At 53.6% G+C, this 20,123-nt stretch carries 15 protein-coding genes; all 15 read left to right on the forward strand.

From position 1 onward, the window contains the following. The first annotated feature begins 261 nt into the window (after positions 1-261). The 15 genes from GZH47_RS29275 to GZH47_RS29345 all read left to right on the forward strand — a co-directional run bounded on the left by GZH47_RS29275 (position 262) and on the right by GZH47_RS29345 (position 20,037). Entirely contained in the window at positions 262-3,081 is a 2,820-nt protein-coding gene (locus GZH47_RS29275) for a PBP1A family penicillin-binding protein (protein WP_162644575.1), read from the forward strand. Between the two features lie 59 nt (positions 3,082-3,140). Beyond that, the gene (locus GZH47_RS29280; RefSeq protein WP_162644577.1) at positions 3,141-3,872 is read left to right on the forward strand and encodes a peptidylprolyl isomerase; all 732 of its coding nucleotides are present in this window, start codon (positions 3,141-3,143) and stop codon (positions 3,870-3,872) included. A 202-nt stretch (positions 3,873-4,074) separates the two neighbouring features. Further along, positions 4,075-4,629, forward strand: a complete 555-nt coding sequence (locus GZH47_RS29285) for a ribonuclease FAU-1 family protein (RefSeq protein WP_162644579.1) — start codon at positions 4,075-4,077, stop codon at positions 4,627-4,629. After that, complete coding sequence (locus GZH47_RS29290) at positions 4,626-5,315, forward strand: YdcF family protein (RefSeq protein WP_162644581.1); 690 nt, start codon at positions 4,626-4,628, stop codon at positions 5,313-5,315. Before GZH47_RS29285 ends, GZH47_RS29290 begins: the two co-directional genes overlap by 4 nt. A 117-nt stretch (positions 5,316-5,432) precedes the next feature. Next, positions 5,433-6,416, forward strand: a complete 984-nt coding sequence (locus tag GZH47_RS29295) for an AAA family ATPase (RefSeq protein WP_162644583.1) — start codon at positions 5,433-5,435, stop codon at positions 6,414-6,416. Positions 6,417-6,485: 69 nt separating this feature from the next. After that, complete coding sequence (hflX, locus tag GZH47_RS29300; RefSeq protein ID WP_162644585.1) at positions 6,486-7,778, forward strand: GTPase HflX; 1,293 nt, start codon at positions 6,486-6,488, stop codon at positions 7,776-7,778. Positions 7,779-7,844: 66 nt separating this feature from the next. Beyond that, positions 7,845-9,095, forward strand: a complete 1,251-nt coding sequence (locus tag GZH47_RS29305; RefSeq protein WP_162645506.1) for a methionine gamma-lyase family protein — start codon at positions 7,845-7,847, stop codon at positions 9,093-9,095. Positions 9,096-9,154: 59 nt separating this feature from the next. Then, positions 9,155-9,565: a MerR family transcriptional regulator gene (locus GZH47_RS29310; protein WP_162644588.1), complete on the forward strand. Its 411-nt coding sequence runs from the start codon at positions 9,155-9,157 to the stop codon at positions 9,563-9,565. Between the two features lie 48 nt (positions 9,566-9,613). Then, a complete protein-coding gene (gene glnA / locus GZH47_RS29315; RefSeq protein WP_162644590.1) occupies positions 9,614-10,942 on the forward strand; it encodes a type I glutamate--ammonia ligase in 1,329 nt (442 codons plus the stop codon). 375 nt (positions 10,943-11,317) lie between these two features. After that, positions 11,318-12,031, forward strand: a complete 714-nt coding sequence (locus GZH47_RS29320) for an ABC transporter ATP-binding protein (RefSeq protein ID WP_192043558.1) — start codon at positions 11,318-11,320, stop codon at positions 12,029-12,031. After that, positions 12,024-13,037 (forward strand): efflux RND transporter periplasmic adaptor subunit, encoded by a 1,014-nt coding sequence (locus GZH47_RS29325; RefSeq protein ID WP_162644594.1) that lies wholly within the window; start codon positions 12,024-12,026, stop codon positions 13,035-13,037. The genes GZH47_RS29320 and GZH47_RS29325 overlap by 8 nt, the downstream gene beginning before the upstream one ends. 25 nt (positions 13,038-13,062) lie before the next feature. Then, positions 13,063-15,942, forward strand: a complete 2,880-nt coding sequence (locus tag GZH47_RS29330) for an ABC transporter permease (protein ID WP_162644597.1) — start codon at positions 13,063-13,065, stop codon at positions 15,940-15,942. A 3-nt stretch (positions 15,943-15,945) separates the two neighbouring features. Next, positions 15,946-16,851 (forward strand): ABC transporter ATP-binding protein, encoded by a 906-nt coding sequence (locus GZH47_RS29335; RefSeq protein WP_162644599.1) that lies wholly within the window; start codon positions 15,946-15,948, stop codon positions 16,849-16,851. A gap of 29 nt (positions 16,852-16,880) precedes the next feature. After that, positions 16,881-17,939: a LacI family DNA-binding transcriptional regulator gene (locus tag GZH47_RS29340; protein ID WP_162644601.1), complete on the forward strand. Its 1,059-nt coding sequence runs from the start codon at positions 16,881-16,883 to the stop codon at positions 17,937-17,939. A gap of 604 nt (positions 17,940-18,543) precedes the next feature. Beyond that, positions 18,544-20,037, forward strand: coding sequence for an ABC transporter substrate-binding protein (locus GZH47_RS29345; protein WP_225446267.1), 1,494 nt, complete (start codon positions 18,544-18,546; stop codon positions 20,035-20,037). Positions 20,038-20,123: the final 86 nt, after the last annotated feature.

Consider the following 20,123-nt stretch of genomic DNA (forward strand, 5'->3'; position numbering starts at 1 on the left):
GTTTAATTGGATATCGGCACGAAAGAGCAGCCCATGCGACGTGCAGGGCTGCTTTTTTACTTTACGGGCTCATCATGCCGTTGATGCAGCTACCCGTATCCCGTAAGGGGAAGAACTTGGACCGCTCTGCTTAGACGTGATAGGCAAGCAGAACTGGAGGGATCTTCATGTTTCAACCCCACCGTTGCCGTTTACACATATAGGGTATAAATAGAGATACGAGGCTAACTCGCGATTTGGAATTGGAGGGGACCCTGGCTAATGGCAGAAGGACCACGCAGCAAGAAAGATAGCAAGATCGAGAAGAAAGGCAGAGGCAAGAAGAAGCGCAACAAGCGCAAGCTTGCCGTCTGGATGTTCTTTACGGCGGCCATAGCGGTCGTTTGCGGCATCATTGGCTATATGTTAATTATCCTGAACGGCGAGCGGATTCTCGCCGATAATCAAGATAAATTGATTCTTCCTGAAGCGTCCACGATTTACGATGCGCAGGGCAAAGAAGTAACGAAACTGGGCGCGAACCGCGAGGTCGTCGATTTCGCGGAAATTCCCGAATTAATGCGGGATGCCGTCATCGCGACGGAGGATCAGCGTTTCGAGAAGCACTTCGGTATCGATCTGTATTCGATCGGCCGGGCGCTCGTGAAAGACGTCGTCGCTCGCAGCGCGGTCGAAGGCGGAAGCACGATAACGCAGCAGCTGGCGAAGAACTTGTTCCTGACGCAGGACAAAACGTTCTTCCGGAAGGCGACGGAAGCGTCCATCGCCGTTGCCATCGAGCACAAGATGACCAAAGACGAAATCATCACGATGTACCTGAATCGGATTTACTTCGGCAAAGGCGCGTACGGGGTGAAGGCTGCGGCGGAATATTATTTCAATACGGACTTGAAGGATCTGAAGCTGTGGCAAATTGCCACGCTTGCGGGGATTCCCAAAGCGCCGTCCACGTATAATCCGATCAACCATGCCGATAAATCGAAAGACCGGCGTGCTATCGTATTGCAGCTGATGTACGACCAAGGCTACATTACGAAAGCCGAGATGGATGAGGCCAAGGCCGTCGATTATAAACCGGTGACGCATACGGCGAAACAGACGGAAACGTACCAAGCTTTCGTGGATTACGTCATCGACGAGGCGGAGAAGGTCAGCGGGCTGCAGGAAGAGCAGCTGCGTATCTCCGGCTACAAAATCTATACGACGCTGAACACCCAGGCGCAATCCGCCATGGAGAAAGAATTCGAAGACGACAACAACTTCGAGAAGAGCGTCGACGAACAGCAGGAGCAGGCGGCGATGATCATCGTGGATCACCGCAACGGCGAGATCCAAGGCCTTGTCGGCGGCCGTGATTACGTCAACAAAGGGCTAAACCGGGTACTCGAGCCGCGTCAGCCGGGTTCGTCATTCAAGCCGATTACCGTCTACGGTCCGGCGATCGAGACAGGCGACTATTCTCCGTCGTCGATCCTGCAGGACGTGAAGAAGTGTTACGGTTCATACTGCCCGTCCGATTCCAACAAAGTGAAATACATCGGACCGATCACCATGCGCCAGTCGATCAAAGAATCGCGGAATGCCTCGGCGGTATGGCTGTTGAATGAAATCGGCGTGAAAACAGGGCTGAATTTCGCGAAGAATTTAGGCTTCGAGCTGGACAGCTCGAAGGACCGCAACCTTGCGATCGGCTTAGGCGGCTTGACGTACGGCGTGACGCCGTTCCAAATGGCAACCGCGTACAGCGCGTTCGCCAACGACGGGAAGAGCGTCGATCTTCATGCGCTGGTCAAAATCACCGACAAAGAAGACGATCCGGTGTACACGTACAACGCGCCCGAATCGGAGCAAGTGATGAAGTCGTCTACGGCGGAGACGATGACGGATATGCTGCAGGGCGTCCTGGAGAAAGGCGGCACGGGGGTTAATGCACGTATCGACCGTCCGGTTGCCGGTAAAACAGGTACGACCCAGAACGGGATTCCGGGACTCAGCAACGGTTATAACCGTGATGCCTGGTTCGCGGGATATACCCCCGAATGGACAGCCGTCGTCTGGATGGGATATGATCGTACTGATAAGGATCATATGATCAAGAAGAGCAGCGAGCAGTCTGCCGCGATGTTCGGGAAAGTCATGCGCGAAGCGATGAAGGGCGTTCCGAAGGGAAGCTTCAAGAAGCCGGCCGCGGAACAAGAAGCAGAGAAACCGCCTGTCGGCATCACGAACTTCAGTGCTGTCTATAATGAGCTGAAATCGGCGGTACAGCTAGCATGGTCGCCTGTGGACGGCGATGGAATGACCTATCGGATTTACCGCAAAGCCACTGGGGAAGCGGAATTCACGAAGCTGTTGGATTCGCTGACCACGACGGGCGTGGATGACTTGAATATCGCGCCGGGCATGAGCTACGAATACTACGTAACGGCATACGATCCTGCGAAAGACCTGGAAGGCTCGCCTTCGGCAACCGTGAAGGCGGACATTCCTGAAGCCGAGATCGAGCCTCCGGCGAATCCCGACGAAGGCACTCCGGGCAACAATTCTGGCGGCGGGAACAACGGCCAAGGCAATAACGGTCAAGGCGACAACGGCCAGGGCAACAATGGTCAAGGCGATAATGGCCAAGGCAACAACGGCCAAGGCAACAACGGCCAGGGTAATAACGGTCAAGGCAATAACGGTCAGGGTAATAACGGCCAAGGCAACAATGGCGGGGGAACCGTACCGCCCGGCGATTCGGGCAACGGGACGACACCGCCCGATCAAGGCGGCGGCCCTGGAAATACGCCTGCGAACGGCGGCCAAACACCGGGCGATGGCAGCGGCGCTACGACTGGCCAGCCGGGCAGTGACGACGCGGGAACGAATTCCGGTTCAGGCAACGCCGGAACCGGGAATGGAACAGCGGCGGATCCGGGTACGGGGAACGATGGCGGCGCCAATCCCGGTACGGGCACGGAAGGCAAACGAACGAACGCTTCCAGCGACGGCTCCCAGCCAGTCATTATATCGCCGCAGTCATCCGGCAGCAGCGGTAACAACGCAACAGGCAATGCGCCGAATAGCGGTACTCCTTAGTAGGTAAGCATGATTTTAAGACAGAAGAAGTTGAACCACATTGCGGAGGTAAGTCGAAGATGAACATGAAGAATCGGACAGCGCTCACCGTTGTCCTGTCCGCGATGCTGCTCGCAGCATCGGCATGCGGAACCAAACCAGACAACGCGGCACAAAACCAAGGCACTGCGAATACGCAAACGGAAACATCCGCAAGCGGCGGATCGAACGACTCGAACTCCGGCAACGGGAATGCGAGCAGCACCGGGTCGCCGAAACAATGGGCGGAGAAGCCGAAGATGGCGATCGATACGAATAAGTCGTACAGTGCCGTGTTCAGCACGAACAAAGGCGACTTCACCGTCGAACTTTATGCGAAGGACCGTCCGGAAACCGTGAACAGCTTCGTGTTTTTGGCCAAAGAGAAGTTTTACGAAGGCGTGAAGTTCCACCGGATCATGCAATCGTTCATGATTCAGACGGGCGATCCGTTAGGAAACGGAACCGGCGGTCCGGGCTATACCATCCCGGATGAGCTCGACAGCAAGTATACCTATGACGAAGGCGTAGTCGCGATGGCGAATACGGGGCAGCCGAATTCCGGCGGCAGCCAGTTCTTCATCTGCACGGGACCGGATGCGGCAAGATCGTTGAACCCTAATCCGAACTATACGATTTTCGGAAAAGTATCCGAAGGCATGGATGTCGTTCAAGCGATCGCCGCAACGCCGGTTGAAATGAGCGATCGGGGCGAGCCGAGCGTCCCGACGGAAGATGTTATCATCAAGTCGATTACGATTTCTGAGAAATAAGCTTGACCAAGGGGAGAACGGCGGAATGCCGTTCTCTTTTTGTTTGATGCGGACAAGCAGGGGCTTGGTTTATTTGCCGGGTTCGCTGGTGATGGCCGCAGGATTGTGGTAATCTTTTTTTAATGAGGGAAATCTACCCTATGGCTTGTTTACATGTCCGCGCAGCAAGTGAAGCGAGATCCTAACGGAAAGGTCGTTCCGTATGAAACGTAAATTTTCTGACCGAGCCAATTGGCGCCGCATTCTGCGTAGAAGCTATACGTGCTTGAACATGGACGGGGATGAATTCAAAGGACTGGTAACGTTCTATCGGATCCATGAATTGCGCGAGCCGCTGTGGAAAGAATACAACGGGCGTAAATTATGTCTGGCCGACCGCGGTTACTTGTGGATGCAGCATTTTCCCCGCGGCGAACATTTTGTCGTCACGACGATGTTCGACGATAAGAACCGCGTCGTTCAATGGTATATCGATATTTGCAAGACGCAAGGTTTGACCGATCAGCAAGTGCCGTGGTTCGATGATTTGTACCTCGATGTCGTCGTGCTGCCGAGCGGGGAAGTGTTTCTGCTGGACGAGGATGAGCTTGAGGAAGCGGTTATCCAAGGCGCGGTGACGAACAAGGATGCTGCGCTGGCGCGGAAGACGGCGGGAAGATTATTGTCGACGATACGAAACGGACGGTTTCGTTATTTCACGCTCAGCCTGAAGCATCGCAAAACGCTTGCCCAAAGCGGAGAGTTAAGCGAGTCGTGAAACCGGCGGCTGTTCCGAAGCGCACGGCGAAGCGCCCAAAACGCAGTTCCCGCAGACGATTCCGTCCATTCTTCCTCCTTCTGCGGATCTGCGCATGGGTCGCGGCGCTTGGTGTCTTCTGGTGCGCTTATTTGCTCTGGCTGATTGCCGGTTACGATATGCCCAAGCCGATCCCCAAGGCGGATGCCGCAATCATTCTGGGCGCCGCGCTATGGGATGATCAGCCAAGCCCCGGTTTGCGCGAGCGTTTGGAGCACGGCTATGAATTGTATAAGCAGGGCACGGCGAAGAACCTGATCGTGACCGGGGGGCTTGACCATAACGGTTCCACGCTGACCGAAGCGGAAGGCATGCGAAACTTTCTCGTGGCCAAAGGAGTGCCCGAAACCGCAATCGTGATGGAGAACGACGCCAGAAGCACGTACGAGAACCTGTTGTTCAGCAAGCCGCTTGCGGCTAAGCGAGGCTGGGACAAGCTGCTGATCGTGACGCACGCCTTCCATGCGCCTCGCGCCGAGGATATCGCGGGTTACTTGCATTATCCGTCAGGCACGGTTGCCGTAGGGTATAAGTCCAAGGTATTGAATATGACCTACAACTACTCGCGGGAAGTGCTTGCTTTCACGAAATGGAAGATGGACGAGCAGCTGATGCGCATGGGGATCCGGCTTCCGGATTCGTTTTGATTTCACTCCCGAAGCTCGGCTGAAATCTGTTAATATGGCCGTCATCGCTAGAATACAATGGATTATATGCGCAGGCAGTTGCTCATGATCCTTTGAGGGATAGGTGATGAAGCAGATATGGACGATCGAGTCGTAAATTCGGGCGGAAGCGGAAGCGGCCGGCCTGCCCGTCAAATCAATATAGTCCTTCGAAGCAGCGAGCCGCTTGCACTTGCGAGCAGTTCGCCCCCGCAGCTCGAGAGCGAGCCGGCGCCATCGGCGAGGCCGCTGCCGCCGAACGACCCCTTCCTCGATATTCAGCGCGAGCTGGATCCGATGGTCGGACTGGAGAACGTCAAACAATTGATCTATGAAATCTATGCGCTGCTCCAAATCAGCCGGATGCGTTCGGAGGCTGGGTTGTCGGGCGGCTCGCATGTGTATCATATGATTTTTACGGGGAATCCGGGAACGGGCAAGACGACGATCGCGCGCATCGTGGCAAAGCTTTTTCAGAAAATGGGCGTCCTCTCCAAAGGCCATATGATCGAGGTGGAACGCGCCGATCTGGTAGGCGAGTACATCGGTCATACCGCGCAGAAAACGCGCGATCTGGTGCGCAAGGCGCTCGGCGGCGTGCTGTTTGTGGACGAAGCGTACAGCCTGGCACGCGGCGGAGAGAAGGATTTCGGCAAGGAAGCGATCGACACGCTGGTCAAAGCCATGGAAGACAATCGTAACCAGTTTGTCCTTATTTTGGCCGGCTATCCGCTGGAAATCGAGCAGTTTCTGATGACGAATCCGGGCTTGCCGTCGCGCTTCCCGATTCAGATCGAGTTTCCCGACTATTCCGTCGACCAGCTGATTCAAATCGCCGAGCTTATGGCAAAGGACCGGGATTATACGCTGATGCCGCAGTCGGTTTTCAAGCTTCGCCAACATTTGATGCTGGAGAAGACGATGTCGATGTTCGCGTTCAGCAATGCACGGTACGTGCGCAATATTATCGAGAAGGCGTTCCGTCATCAAGCGGTTCGTTTAATGGGACAGCATCCGGTCGGATCCCCCGGTAAACAGGAATTGATGTCGGTGCGGCCCGAGGATCTGAAGTGGGAGAAATAATAGCGGCAATCGCTGCGAATAAGCAAGGCGGCGTGATTCATGCGTTTCAAAGGAGCGGTATAGAACAGTATGCGTCAAACAACCTATGATACCGATACGGACTTGCAAGACCGTGCGATACTGGTCAGCCTGGTTACGCCGAACGTCAAACGGGGTCCCGGCGATCCGGAGCACTCGCTTCGGGAGCTTGTCAGTCTTGCAGAGACCGCAGGCGTCGATGTGTTGACGTCGATGACGCAGAACAAGGAAAAGGTCGATACCAAATGGTTTATCGGCAAAGGAAAAGTGGAAGAGCTCCGGGCGGCAGCCGAAGAATGGGGCGCTACGACGGCGATCTTCGATCAGGAGCTGTCCGGGGCGCAGGTGCGCAATCTGGAAGAGTCGCTGGATTTGAAGATTATCGACCGGACGCAGCTCATTCTGGATATTTTTGCGCAACGGGCCAAAACTAGAGAAGGCATCATCCAGGTCGAGCTTGCGCAGCTCAGCTACTTGCTGCCGCGGCTGTCCGGGCACGGGAAAAACCTTTCCCGTCTCGGCGGCGGAATCGGCACGCGCGGTCCCGGCGAGTCGAAGCTGGAGACGGACCGCCGGCATATCCGCGAACGGATTACGGATTTGAAGCATACGCTCGAGGAAGTCGTCCGCCACCGTACGCTTCACCGCGAACGCAGGCGGAAAGCCGGCGTGCAGCAAGTCGCGCTGGTCGGGTATACGAATGCCGGCAAGTCCACGCTGCTGCGCGAGCTGACTCAAGCGGATGTCTACGTGGAAAACCAGCTGTTCGCCACGTTGGACCCCACTTCCAGAAACTTAAGGCTGCCGAGCGGCAATGAAGTCGTGCTTACGGATACCGTCGGCTTCATTCAGAACTTGCCGCATGATCTGATTGCCGCATTCCGAGCGACGCTGGAAGAGGTATGCGAGGCAGATCTTGTGCTTCATATCATCGACAGCGCGTCCGAGATGCGGGAAGAGCAGATCGCAGTAGTTGATCGAATTCTGGGCGAGCTTGGCGCGGCTGGCAAACCGCAGCTGTTGATTTATAACAAGATCGATCTCTGCGGCTTGAACGGCCCGCAGCTCATCCCGGCGAACGGACCGGGGACGCTTGCGATCAGCGCCTATAACGGTCATGATTTGGAGCGGCTGCGCCAAGCGGTCCAGGACAAGCTTGTCGGGGACACGCTGACGTTCGTGCTGCCGGCGGAACGCGGCGATCTGATCGCGCTCGCTTACCGGACTGGCGAAGTATTGGAGCAGTCGGTTGACGGGGATGATATGGTATTGAAGGTACAACTGAATAAGCAGGATTACGAGGTGCACGGACATAAGCTAGCCGCTTACGTTCTCCGACGCTAACGCATGCTGCGATCATGAGGAGAGACTTGGACAGTGAAACGGCAAGGAAACAACTGGTTGGCTTTAATGAAGTGGGCGGAGGCTGCGGAAGAGCAGGCCGCCCCTGTTTTTCGTTCCATCGACGGCGTCGCCGAACGCAATCAATGGAAAGTAATCGATGCGTTTCAGGCGCATCGGGTAAGCGATTTTCATTTTAACGGTTCGACGGGCTATGGATATAACGATACGGGCAGGGAAGTGCTCGATCTCGTCTATGCGGACGTCATGGGGGCGGAAGCTGCGCTTGTGCGGCCGCATTTCGTGTCCGGCACCCATACGATCAGCTGCGCGCTGTTCGGGCTGCTGCGGCCGGGGGACGAGCTGCTGTACATCACCGGGCGGCCGTACGACACGCTCCATAAGGTCATTGGAGAGCCTGGCGACGGCAAAGGCTCCCTGCAAGACTTCGGCATCGCGTATGGCGAGGTAGCGCCATTAGCGGACGGCTCCATCGATTGGGACACCGTCGCGGCGCGAATGACGGAGCGGACGCGCGTTATCGGCATTCAACGCTCGCGAGGCTACGATTGGCGGGCTTCGTACACGGTAGCTCAAATCGGGGAAATGGTGAAACGGATCAAGGCTTTGAAGCCGGATGTCTATGTGTTCGTGGACAACTGCTATGGCGAATTTACGGAAGAGCTGGAGCCGACGCAGGTAGGCGTCGATTTGATGGCAGGTTCCCTGATCAAGAACCCGGGCGGCGGCCTTGCGCCGACGGGCGGTTACGTCGCCGGTACGAAACATGCGGTGGAGCTGACGTCCTATCGATTGACCGCGCCGGGAATCGGCGGAGAAGTCGGCGCCACGCTCGGGACGCTGCGCGCCATGTATCAAGGATTGTTCCTCGCCCCCCATCTTGTCGGACAAGCACTTAAAGGCAGCGTCTTCGGCGCCTCCATGTTCGAAATGCTGGGTTTCGAAAGCAATCCTCGCTTCGATGCGCCCCGGACGGACTTGATTCAAGCCATCCGTTTCCGAGACGCGGACCAGCTGATAGCGTTCGTGCAAGGCGTGCAGAGCGCTTCGGCGGTAGATGCCCATGTCGTGCCCGAACCTTGGGCCATGCCCGGTTATGAACATCCCGTCATCATGGCGGCAGGTACGTTCATGCAAGGCGGCAGCCTGGAACTGTCTGCGGATGCTCCGATTCGCGAGCCTTATATCGCGTATATGCAAGGCGGGCTCACGTATGCCCATGTCAAATACGGTGTTCTGAATGCTTTAGCCGTGCTAGCCGATCGTAAGTTGGTTGTAATTAAACCTTACACAACTTGACACGTATTTGGCATGGCGTTACAATGAGAGCATATCAGACATTGGAAGGTTGATGCGATATGGGTGACGAAATACGCAGAAATATGGCGCTTTTTCCGATCGGCATCGTCATGAAGCTGACCGACTTGACCGCAAGGCAAATCCGATACTACGAACAGCATGAGTTAATCGTGCCTGCACGTACGGCCGGAAACCAACGGTTATTTTCGTTCAACGACGTGGAGAGGCTGCTGGAAATCAAATCGCTGATCGAGAAAGGCGTCAACATTGCCGGCATCAAACAAGTCATGAACCCGGTTTCCAAGGAATCGGAGGATGCGACCGTCGTCAGCGAGCTCTCTGAAGTAAAGAGACGCGAGTTGTCCGATGCGCAGCTTCACCGGCTATTGAAACAGCAGCTGCTTGAGAAGAGACCGGGCAAAGCCTCGCTCATCCAAGGACAGCTGTCCCGTTTCTATAACAAGAAATAACGGCTTGGCAATTTATCTGTCATTCACCAAATTAGAGGAGCTGATCCTGTGAGCTACACGAAAGACGACATCAGACGTATTGCGAAGGAACAAAATGTTCGTTTTATTCGACTGCAATTCACCGACTTGCTCGGTACGATCAAGAACGTCGAGATTCCTGTCAGCCAGCTTGAGAAGGCGCTTGACAACAAAATGATGTTTGACGGTTCTTCGATCGAAGGCTACGTACGTATTGAAGAATCCGATATGTATCTTTATCCGGACTTGGATACTTGGGTCGTATTCCCGTGGGTAGCGGAAGACCGCATCGCACGTTTGATCTGTGACATTTATATGCCTGACGGCACGCCGTTCGCCGGCGATCCGCGCGGAATTCTGAAGCGCGTACTTAAGGAAGCGGAAGAAATGGGCTTTACGTCCATGAATGTCGGTCCGGAACCGGAGTTCTTCCTGTTCAAAACAGATGCTAACGGCAATCCGACGACGGAGCTGAACGACCAAGGCGGTTATTTCGACCTTGCGCCGATGGACCTTGGCGAAAACTGCCGCCGCGAAATCGTGCTGACGCTGGAAGAAATGGGCTTTGAAATCGAAGCCTCACACCATGAGGTAGCTCCTGGTCAGCATGAGATCGACTTCAAATATGCCGATGCCATTAAAGCGGCTGACCAAATTCAAACGTTCAAGCTCGTTGTCAAAACGATTGCGCGCCAGCACGGCCTGCATGCATCGTTCATGCCGAAACCGCTGTTCGGCGTTAACGGATCCGGCATGCACTGTCATCAATCGCTGTTCAAAGGCAATGTGAATGCGTTCTACGACGAGAGCGATAAGCTTGGCCTGAGCCAAGTCGCGCGTTACTACATGGCTGGCGTATTGCGCCATGCGCGTTCTTTCGCGGCGATTACGAATCCGACAGTCAACTCGTACAAACGTCTGGTGCCCGGCTACGAAGCGCCATGCTACGTTGCATGGTCTGCCAGCAACCGCAGCCCGATGATCCGTATTCCGGCTTCCCGCGGCCTCAGCACGCGGATCGAAGTGCGCAGCCCGGATCCGGCCGCGAACCCTTATCTGGCGCTTGCCGTTATGTTGAAAGCCGGCTTGGACGGCATCATCAACAAAACGCCGCTTCCGGCGCCTACGGACCGCAACATCTACGTCATGACCGACGAAGAGCGGATCGACGAGGGCATCCCAAGCTTGCCGGATGACCTGAAAGAAGCGCTCACCGAGCTGCTTCGCAGCGAAGTCATCTGCGACGCGCTGGGCGACCACGCGCTGGCTCACTTCTACGAATTGAAAGAAATCGAGTGGGATATGTACCGCACGCAGATCCATGAGTGGGAGAGAGACCAGTACCTGTCTCTTTACTAATATTGTGAACGACCTGATCCTAACGGGGACGGAGTTCATTATGTAAGTTCAAACCTAACACCTTCAAGAGATTACTGCCCCATCGTTAGATGCGGGCATCTCTCTTGAAGGTGTTTTTTGCGTTACACTGCCCAGGCAGTGCCAAGCAGTGCCCAGTGATGTCAAGATAAATCCTAAAGCGCTGAAAGGACAAAAAGCAAATCAGAATAACGTACCTAAACAAATGATTAGGCTTGTCAAAAAAATATACATAACAAAATTTCACAAAATACCAAAAATACGATTTACGAATGAAGCAGTAGTTGTTATTATAGTAATGAAATGACAATGTAAGCGTTTACCGAAACAATACCGCTTGATGGAGGGGGATTGGTTTTGAGTGGATTAGCGGCTTCCCTTGCACCGATTTTGGATGTCCAGAATGTGACGCGTATTTTCGGTAAAGGGGACAATAAAGTTTTCGCATTAAGGGGTGCCTCGCTTAGCGTCGACAAAGGCTCGTTAATTGCTTTGAAAGGACGTTCCGGCTCGGGGAAGACGACATTGCTTAATATCATGGGCGCTTTGGATTCGCCGAGCGAAGGGACGATCTTCTATAGCGGACGAGACGGCAGTCGGATGAGCGAGCAGCAGAAGAATGAGATGAGAAAGAGAGAAATCGGCCTTATTTTTCAATCGTTTGCTTTAGTGCCGTATTTAAGCGCATTCGAGAATGTTGAACTGGGACTCCGGATCGCCGGATCGCCGGCCGCGGATCGCAAGATGCTTGCGGAGGAGGCGCTTTCTTTTGTCGGGCTGGCGCAGCGGATGCATCATCGGCCGCAGGAGATGTCCGGCGGCGAGCAGCAGCGAACCGCGATAGCGCGAGCGATTGCCCATAAACCGAAACTGATCCTGGCAGACGAACCGACGGCGGAATTGGATTCTCGCATGGGCAAACAAATCATTGAAGTATTTCGTGAACTGGTAGGCACCTTAGGCGTTAGCGTCGTGCTGACAACGCATGACCCGCACATCATGGATCTTGTCGATCAGGTTCATGCACTGGAGGATGGACGAATTGGTTCGGAAAGCATCAGACGTGTTTAAGTCACGAGCGGCCGCGCTCGGCGTATTGCTAATCGCAAGCTCCCTTGCGGCAGGCTGCAGCCTGCTTCCGCAAGAACAGGCACCGTTGAAGCCTCCGCTTGTCAAACCCGCGCAGGCCGAAATTAGAACGATCGAGTCGAAGACCGGCAGCATCGTGAAGCAAATTTCCGGTTCCGCCACTTTCGTTCCCACGAATATTGAATATTATCAACAGCCCGACGCAGGCGTCATCCATTCGGTCGAAGCAAGGGCAGGCAGCGCCGTGAAGAAAGGCGACGTGCTGGTTACGCTCGAGAACGACGGAGTCGAAGTAGAGCTTTTGCAGCGGGAAATCGAATATGAACGCAAGAAGCAAACGCTTAACGATACGATCAAAGCCGGAGGGGAAGAGAACATCCGCATCGCGAAGCTTGATTTCAAGCTGGCCGAGCTGCTCTACGACAAAGCGAAAGCAAAGGCCGAGAGCAGCATCGTTCGCGCGAAAAAGGACGGCGTGATCTCATATGCAACCGACTTGGAGCCGGGCGATCATTTCGATGCGGGCCGGGTGCTGATGGCGGTTGCGCAGCCTGACGGTATGCGGCTTTCCCTCGAGGTAACTGCCAATCCGGCCTTGGCCGATATTAAGCTCGGCATGGCTGCGGACGTTATCTACAAAGAAAAAACCTACAAAGGGAAGGTTACGCAGACGCCGGCCTCCGCTCCGGAAACGGCAGACGAGAAGCTGCGTGATGAATACGGGAAGACGCTCTATATCGAACTCGCGAAACTGCCCGAAGGCGCCTCGTTCGGCGCCCATGCCGACGTGACGATCGTCGCGGCCCGCCGCGACAAAGTCATTGTGCTTCCGAAGAGCGCGGTCCGCGCATATTTTGGCCGAACGTTCGTACAGGTACTGGAAGGCGAGCGGCGCAAGGAAATCGATATCGAAACCGGTCTCGCGACTGCGACGGAATACGAGATAGTGAAAGGCGTTCAGGAAGGAATGAAGATTATTCTTCCGTAAGCCACCGGGAGGAATCAAGGGAATTATGTCCGTTCTCATCATGCTTCTTCGCAAGATGGCCAGAAATTATTGGCTGGTTATCTGTTTGTTCAGCGGAATGCTGCTATGCATCGCGCTCACGGCAAGTATGCCGATTTATAAAAATGCCGTTTTGCATCATATGCTCGTGCAAGATTTGGAGCGCAGTTATGAACAAACCGGGGATCATCCCGGCATGATAGCCGCGCAGTTTACGATGCAGACGGACAACGCGAAGGTCCAATCGAAGATTATGGACCGGTTCGACGCTTATTGGTCTTCGCATATTACGGGAAGCAAATTGCTGCATGTCACGCAGGATCAAAAGCAGGTGGAGACGGTGCGGTTCGGACTTACGCCGACCGATCCTTCGCGAGTCGATCCGAAGGTGAAACGCAACGCCAAGCTGTCCATGCGTTCGAGTTTGGAGGAGCATATCCGGCTTATCGACGGGAAGCTTCCTTCGCAGACGAGAGTGGATGGCGTGTACGAAGTCATGGTCACGGACAGCGCGCTCGGTCAACTCGGCATGCTGCTTGGTCAGGAATACGACATAAAAGATCCGAAGATCAAGGATACCTCGATCCGGATCAAGCCGGTAGCCGTCATTGTGGAGAAGGATTTGAACGATCCGTTCTGGGGCATGCAGAATCTGAAGAACGATCAGAATACGCTCTTCCTGCCGGATAAGCTGTTCGAACAAGACTTTATTGCGAAACGCCCGATCATCATCGGACGGGTCGGCGGAACGGCCATCACCGATTACACCCAATTCAACCTGGATACCGCTGCTTACATGTTGAATTTGAAGACGAACTTGGCGCCCGACATGCTCGGCTCGTACAATTACTCGGTCAGTTCAACGGTTTGGGTTCCGGGCAGCGAGGCGATGACAGCTTACAGCGAGCGGGAGAAGACGCTTCGCACGCTGCTCTGGTCGCTTAATGTTCCTTTGTTTATCTTGATTGCGTTCTACTTCTACATGGTGACGAGCATGCTTGTCGAACGCCAAAAGGCAGAGATTTCCGTGCTTCGCAGCCGCGGCGCATCCAGATTCCATCTCGTCCTGATGTATGCTGCAGAGTTCGGGCTTCTCGCAATCGCGGCTTATGCCATCGGACCGTGGCTTGGGATTTGGTTTACGCGGGTTCTCGGATCCACGAGCACCTTCCTGAACTTCGTAAACCGCGGATCGCTGCAGGTTGAGATGACTGCCGAGAGCTGGAAGTATGCTGCGGGCGCGGTGTTCGCCGCGTGGGTCCTTAACCTCGTTCCGGTATTTATCGCGACGAAAGTATCGATTGTGGATCAGAAGCGGGCGAAGGCCCGCGAAGGAAAACGGCCGATCTGGCAGCTCTTCGGGGTCGATATCATCCTGATTCTTGTCGCGTTGTACGGTCACTACATGTTCCGCCAACGGATGACGGATCTTGTCAAGCTAGGCCTTGACGGAAAATCGTTGTCGGCAGATCCGCTGCTCTACACGATTCCGACGCTGTTTATTCTCGGCTCGGGACTCCTGATGATGAGACTGTATCCGCTGTTCATCGCGCTCATTTACCGGATGGGCCGCAAGCGCTGGGCGCCGCAATACTACACCACGCTGCTGCTGGTCATCCGCCGGAATCGAATCTATCACGGGTTGATGCTGTTTCTCGTTCTGACGGTTGGAACGGGGATCTACAATGCCAATACGGCACGCACGCTGAACGAGAATATGGAAGACCAGATTTGGTATGCTGCCGGCAGCGATGTCGTGCTTCGCCAACACTGGGAGAGCGACGCTCCTTCAGGTCCTGCTGGGCCGCCTTCGGCCAACGAGCCCGTGCAGCAAGCTCCGGCGCCGGACGTCATTCATTATTTGGAGCCTCCTTTCGAACTGATTCAAACGCTGCCGGGCGTGGATACGGCCGCGAAAGTATTTACGAAAGACGAAGCGCAGGCATGGCTCGGAACGAAGAGCGGCAAGGTCAAGCTGATGGGCATCGACACGGACGACTTCGGTAATGCCGCTTGGATGAAAGACAGCTTGATGCAGTACCCGTTCAACGATTATTTGAATTTGATTGCCGCCGACACGCATGCGGTATTGTTATCCAAAACCGCGGCGGATTTCTTCGGCGCGAAGGCCGGCGACGTCCTGGACGTAGGCTGGGAAGGGATTCGTCCGACAAGGCTTGTCGTATATGGCGTCGTGCCGTATTTCCCGGCGTTCAACCCGAATCCGGTCGCTGCCGCGGAGGGAGGCGGCAAGAAGCAAGATCCGATGCTGATCGTCGGCCATTTGGACACGATTCAGAACGAGCTTGCCATGGAGCCGTACGATGTGTGGCTGAAGCTTAAGCCGGGCGCGGATAGGCAAGCGATGCTCGACGAGATGGATAAACGGCATGTTCAGCTTGAAGGATTCAGCGATACGATCGGCAAAATCTCGGAGAGCCGCATGGATCCGTTCCGGATGGCGATCAACGGCGTCATGACGTTAGGTTTTATAATTTCGCTGGCGATCAGCTTCCTTGGGTTTATGCTCTTCTGGCTGTTGTCGCTCCAAGGCCGGATGCTGCAATTCGGTATCTACCGGGCGATGGGGATTTCCTTCAAGCAGCTGCTCGGCATGATGACGCTGGAACAGCTGCTAACCACGGGCGCCGGATTCTTCATCGGCATCGCAACCGGAATCGCCGCAGGTCAAATCTACGTACCATTGTTCCAGCTCTCGTTCGATCCTGGAAGAATTGTGCCGCCGTTCGAAGTCATTTCCGATCATGCAGATATCATTAGGCTGGGCATCTCGACATGTTTCATGCTTGCTGCCGCGCTTGTTATTCTGACCTGGCTGCTGAAGCGGATGAATATTCACCAAGCGGTCAAGCTCGGGGAGGATTAGCTGTTGATAACATGTGAGAATTTAGTTAAAATTTATAAAACTGCGGAAATCGAAGTCGTTGCGCTGCAAGGGTTGAATCTACAGGTGAATCAAGGCGAGATGATCGCCGTTATCGGGAATTCCGGCAGCGGGAAATCAACCTTGATGAATATGCTCGGGGGATTGGATCGTCCGTCCGCAGGACGGCTTACCATCGCCGGCAAAGATATGTTGAAGCTGACGGATAAGGAACAGAATGTATACAAACGTGAAACCGTCGGTTTTATATGGCAAAATAAAGCGCGCAACCTCGTTCCTTACTTGACGGCCAGGGAGAATGTCGAAATTCCGATGCTGCTGCATGACCGGAAGAAGAAACGGATGCGCGCGATAGAGCTGCTGGAAGCGGTGGGGCTCGGTTCGAGGACCGGCCATAAGCTGCAGCAGCTTTCGGGAGGCGAGCAGCAGCGCGTGGCAATTGCCATCGCGCTCGCTAACCGGCCTAAATTGCTGCTTGCCGATGAACCGACGGGCGCGCTCGATACGCGCACGTCGGATCAAATCATGGCGCTGCTGCGGAAACTCAATGCCGAGATGGGGCTGACGATCGTCATCGTTACGCATGATTTGGATCTCGCGAAGCAGGTTCAACGCGTCGTGCTCATCCGTGACGGCCGGACATCCTCGGAAATGATCCGAAGGACGGACGAACACGATGCCGAGGATGAGTCGGGAGAAGAAGGTCTTGATACCCATATCGAATATGCGGTAATGGACCGGTCCGGTCGCATTCAAGTACCTGAGCATTATTTGGCTGCTGTAGGCGCCAAGGATGCGGATAAAGTATTGCTGCGGCTGGAAGAGGATCATATCGTTTTGCGGCCGGTAGCGGCGGTTGAGGCAAAACGGGGGGCTGAGAGTACGAACTAAATATTTTAAAGAGAAACGGACGGGTCATCATGAGAGGTAAAGTGAGAATTCAAGAAATCGCTGATTTAGCTGGTGTCTCCAAGTTCGCTGTTTCTCGGGCATTATCAGGCAAGAGCGGTGTAAGCGTTCAAACGAGGGAGAAGATTCTAAGGGTCGCCGGACAGCTGGGTTATTTTAAGAACAATGAACCGCAGCGCATCACGGGCGAGCTGCAAGAATTCGAAGATAACAAGTGGGACGGCACGATCGTTGTCATGTTTCCTAACTTGCGTTATCAGAACAGGGAGCATGTGTATTGGGGGCCGGTCTTTGAAGGGGTGTCTTCGCGCCTCCGTCAACGCGGACTCGACATCATTACGATTACGGAACCGTCCGACGATAATGTATTTAAGCTGCTGAATCCGGAGGCCATACAAGGCATCATAACGATCGGCACGGTTTCTACGCAAATATTGCTGGAAATCAAGAAGATGGACATTCCTGTCGTCATGGTTGACCACATCGATCCCGTATTTGCCTGCGATACGATATTTACGGACAATTTCACCAGCACGCAGCAAATGATGATGAAGCTGATCAGCAAAGGGTACCGCAAATTTCAATTTGTCGGCTGCATCAAGGAAGCGCAGAGCTATCTCGAACGTTGGCTGGCGTTCCGTTCGACGCTCGAGAGCTGTGATATAGTACTGCACCAGGATCCGATGCTGATCGGTCCGGAGGCAGAAGATATCTTTGTCTTATTCGAGAAATATAAGCCTACGGATCTTCCGGAGGTATACGTGTGCGCGCATGACGTTAACGCGCAGTTTCTGATCGAACAGCTGAGCAAGCTGAATATCGAAGTGCCTGTCGATTGTGCCGTGACCGGGTTCGACAACACTTGTCATACCCATCCGATTCTTGCGACAGTGAACGTGAACAAAGAGCTGCTCGGAATGAGAGCGGTCGACCAAATGTTATGGCGCATCCAAAACCCGGCTTCTGCGCACGAGAAAAAACTGATTTATGCCGATGTTGTCCTGCGCGAGAATTATGCGTATTCCCTTCAACACGATGGAGCTCGTGACAGCGTGGATGCGGGAACCTAAAATTTTTCTAAAGTTAGGTTTTCTGAAGTTAGCTTATGTTAAATTATCATCATTACTAAGTAGATAGCAACGCATTATGTTCTGCGAGTACCTTCATCAAATCAACAACCACGCAAACTTCTCGTCTTGTCTCATCTCGAAAGCGAAGATGGGACGCACCTCATAATGACAACGCTTTCAAATCCGTTAGTTCCATCTTGCCAGCTGCTTGCACAGAGAATGAAGCATACATGGCAAATTACAAACACTCTATTTTTATTGAATAATGGGATCTGGACAGTTTTTTCAAAAGGTCATCGATTTTCGGTTAGTTTGTCTTGTTGCAAACGATTAATCTGGAGAGAGGCGGCTCATTTTTTATGATTTTCGGGTTATTAAACATGCGCACTAATGAAATAACAAAAGAAAAACAAATGAAATAACCGGTTGCGAAAATGTTGTGAAAAACGCAAAAATGCAATTGACTAATTTTAGCTTAGGATGCTATTATTGACATGTAAGTCATCAGACACTTCGCAAACCGGTGGTGATGGGGGTACGTAAAAGCAAAGAATGTAAACGGTTACGAAGATGATAGTTAGAGAGAAATGCATCTCGGTACCCGGTGAACCTTACCGGAGCAAACAGTTTTGCTCACAAAAAAAATCGGGAGGTTGTTTTGCGAATGAAAAATATGAAAGCACTTACAATTCTGTTAGCAGCGGCTATGGTCACTTTAACGGGATGCGGCAGCAGCAGCGACAACAGTGGTAACGCTGCCACTAATACGCCGGCGAACGATACGACAGCTAACAATACCGCAACCGGCAATAATGCCGCGACTGGTAACGATGCTGCCGCTAACAATACTGCTGCAGATAACACCGCCGCGAACAATACCGCTGCCGATGATGCCGATGCGCCAGCCGCAACGAATCTCGACGGTCGTGAAATTCATATCTCCGCATGGTGGGATGGAACGCCTAAAGGCGATACGGCGGATTCGAAGAAAGCGCTCGACAAGTTACATGAAGTCGAGAAGAAATACAATGTCAAAATCAAGTATGACAACATTCCGTTCGATAAATATATGGATAAGTTCACGACAGCGGCGTTGTCCGGAACACCAATGGCCGATATCTCCATCCTTGAGTTCAAGCGTGCTCTTGCTCCGATTAAACAAGGTTTGCTCCTTCCTCTTTCTGACTACACGCAAGCGACAAGCGATATTAACAACGAACAAGTTCACACGACTAAGCTTCCTCAATTGCTGGGCAACGATTACTTCTTCGGCGGAAAAGGCGTTTCGACTGTAGGCATGTTCTACAACCGCGACCTGTTCAAGAAGCTGGGGCTGCCAGATCCGCAAGATCTGTACGCAAGCGGCGAATGGAACTGGGATAAATTCCTTGAAGTTGCCAAGCAAGCCACGACCGATACCAATAATGACGGCAAACCGGATACTTGGGGCTTCGCAGACTGGGCACCAGGCGCAGCGCGCGACTTTGGCGTAACGAACGGCGCGTTGTTCGTTAATGACGACCTGTCCGTCGGCTTCACGGATCCGAAAATGATTGAAACATTGGAATTCATCAACCGTCTGTACAATACAGAGAACGTTGTAAAAGTTAAAAAAGGCGACAAAAACAGCTGGGATGAAACATCGACATTTAAAGACGGCGACGTTGCCATGACGTCGAACTTTGACTGGAACGTCGGCGGATTGCCATTCGAAGTCGGCGTCGTACCGAACCCGCAAGGTCCAAGCGGCGACGGCAAATACACATACGCGAATACAGCTCAGAACGGCTGGGTCATTCCGAAAGGCGTAAAAGATCCGCAAGCCGTCTACCAAATTTACGAAGAACTGCAGGATGTGCCTTCGACAGAAGAATACCTGGGTCAAAACGGACTGGAAGCACTCTTTAAGAACCAATCCGACATCGATATGGCCCTTCAACACATTAACAACACCGGCCGTATCTCGCTCGAAGAAGGTGTGACCGACTACCCTTGGTTCTCGGTTATGGATGACATCATCAAGAAAAAACTTTCTGTAAAAGCGACCGTTGAAAAATACAAAGCGCCTGCTGAAGCTGCACTTGCAAAATTGAAATAATCATCGATACTAGGCTGGTAGTGAAGGGAGGGGAGGGCCGGATGTCCCGGTACAACCCTCCTTTTCTATTCAAATCGAGCATAACA

Source organism: Paenibacillus rhizovicinus (assembly GCF_010365285.1).
In the GTDB taxonomy this organism is placed as follows: Bacteria; Bacillota; Bacilli; order Paenibacillales; family Paenibacillaceae; genus Paenibacillus_Z; species Paenibacillus_Z rhizovicinus.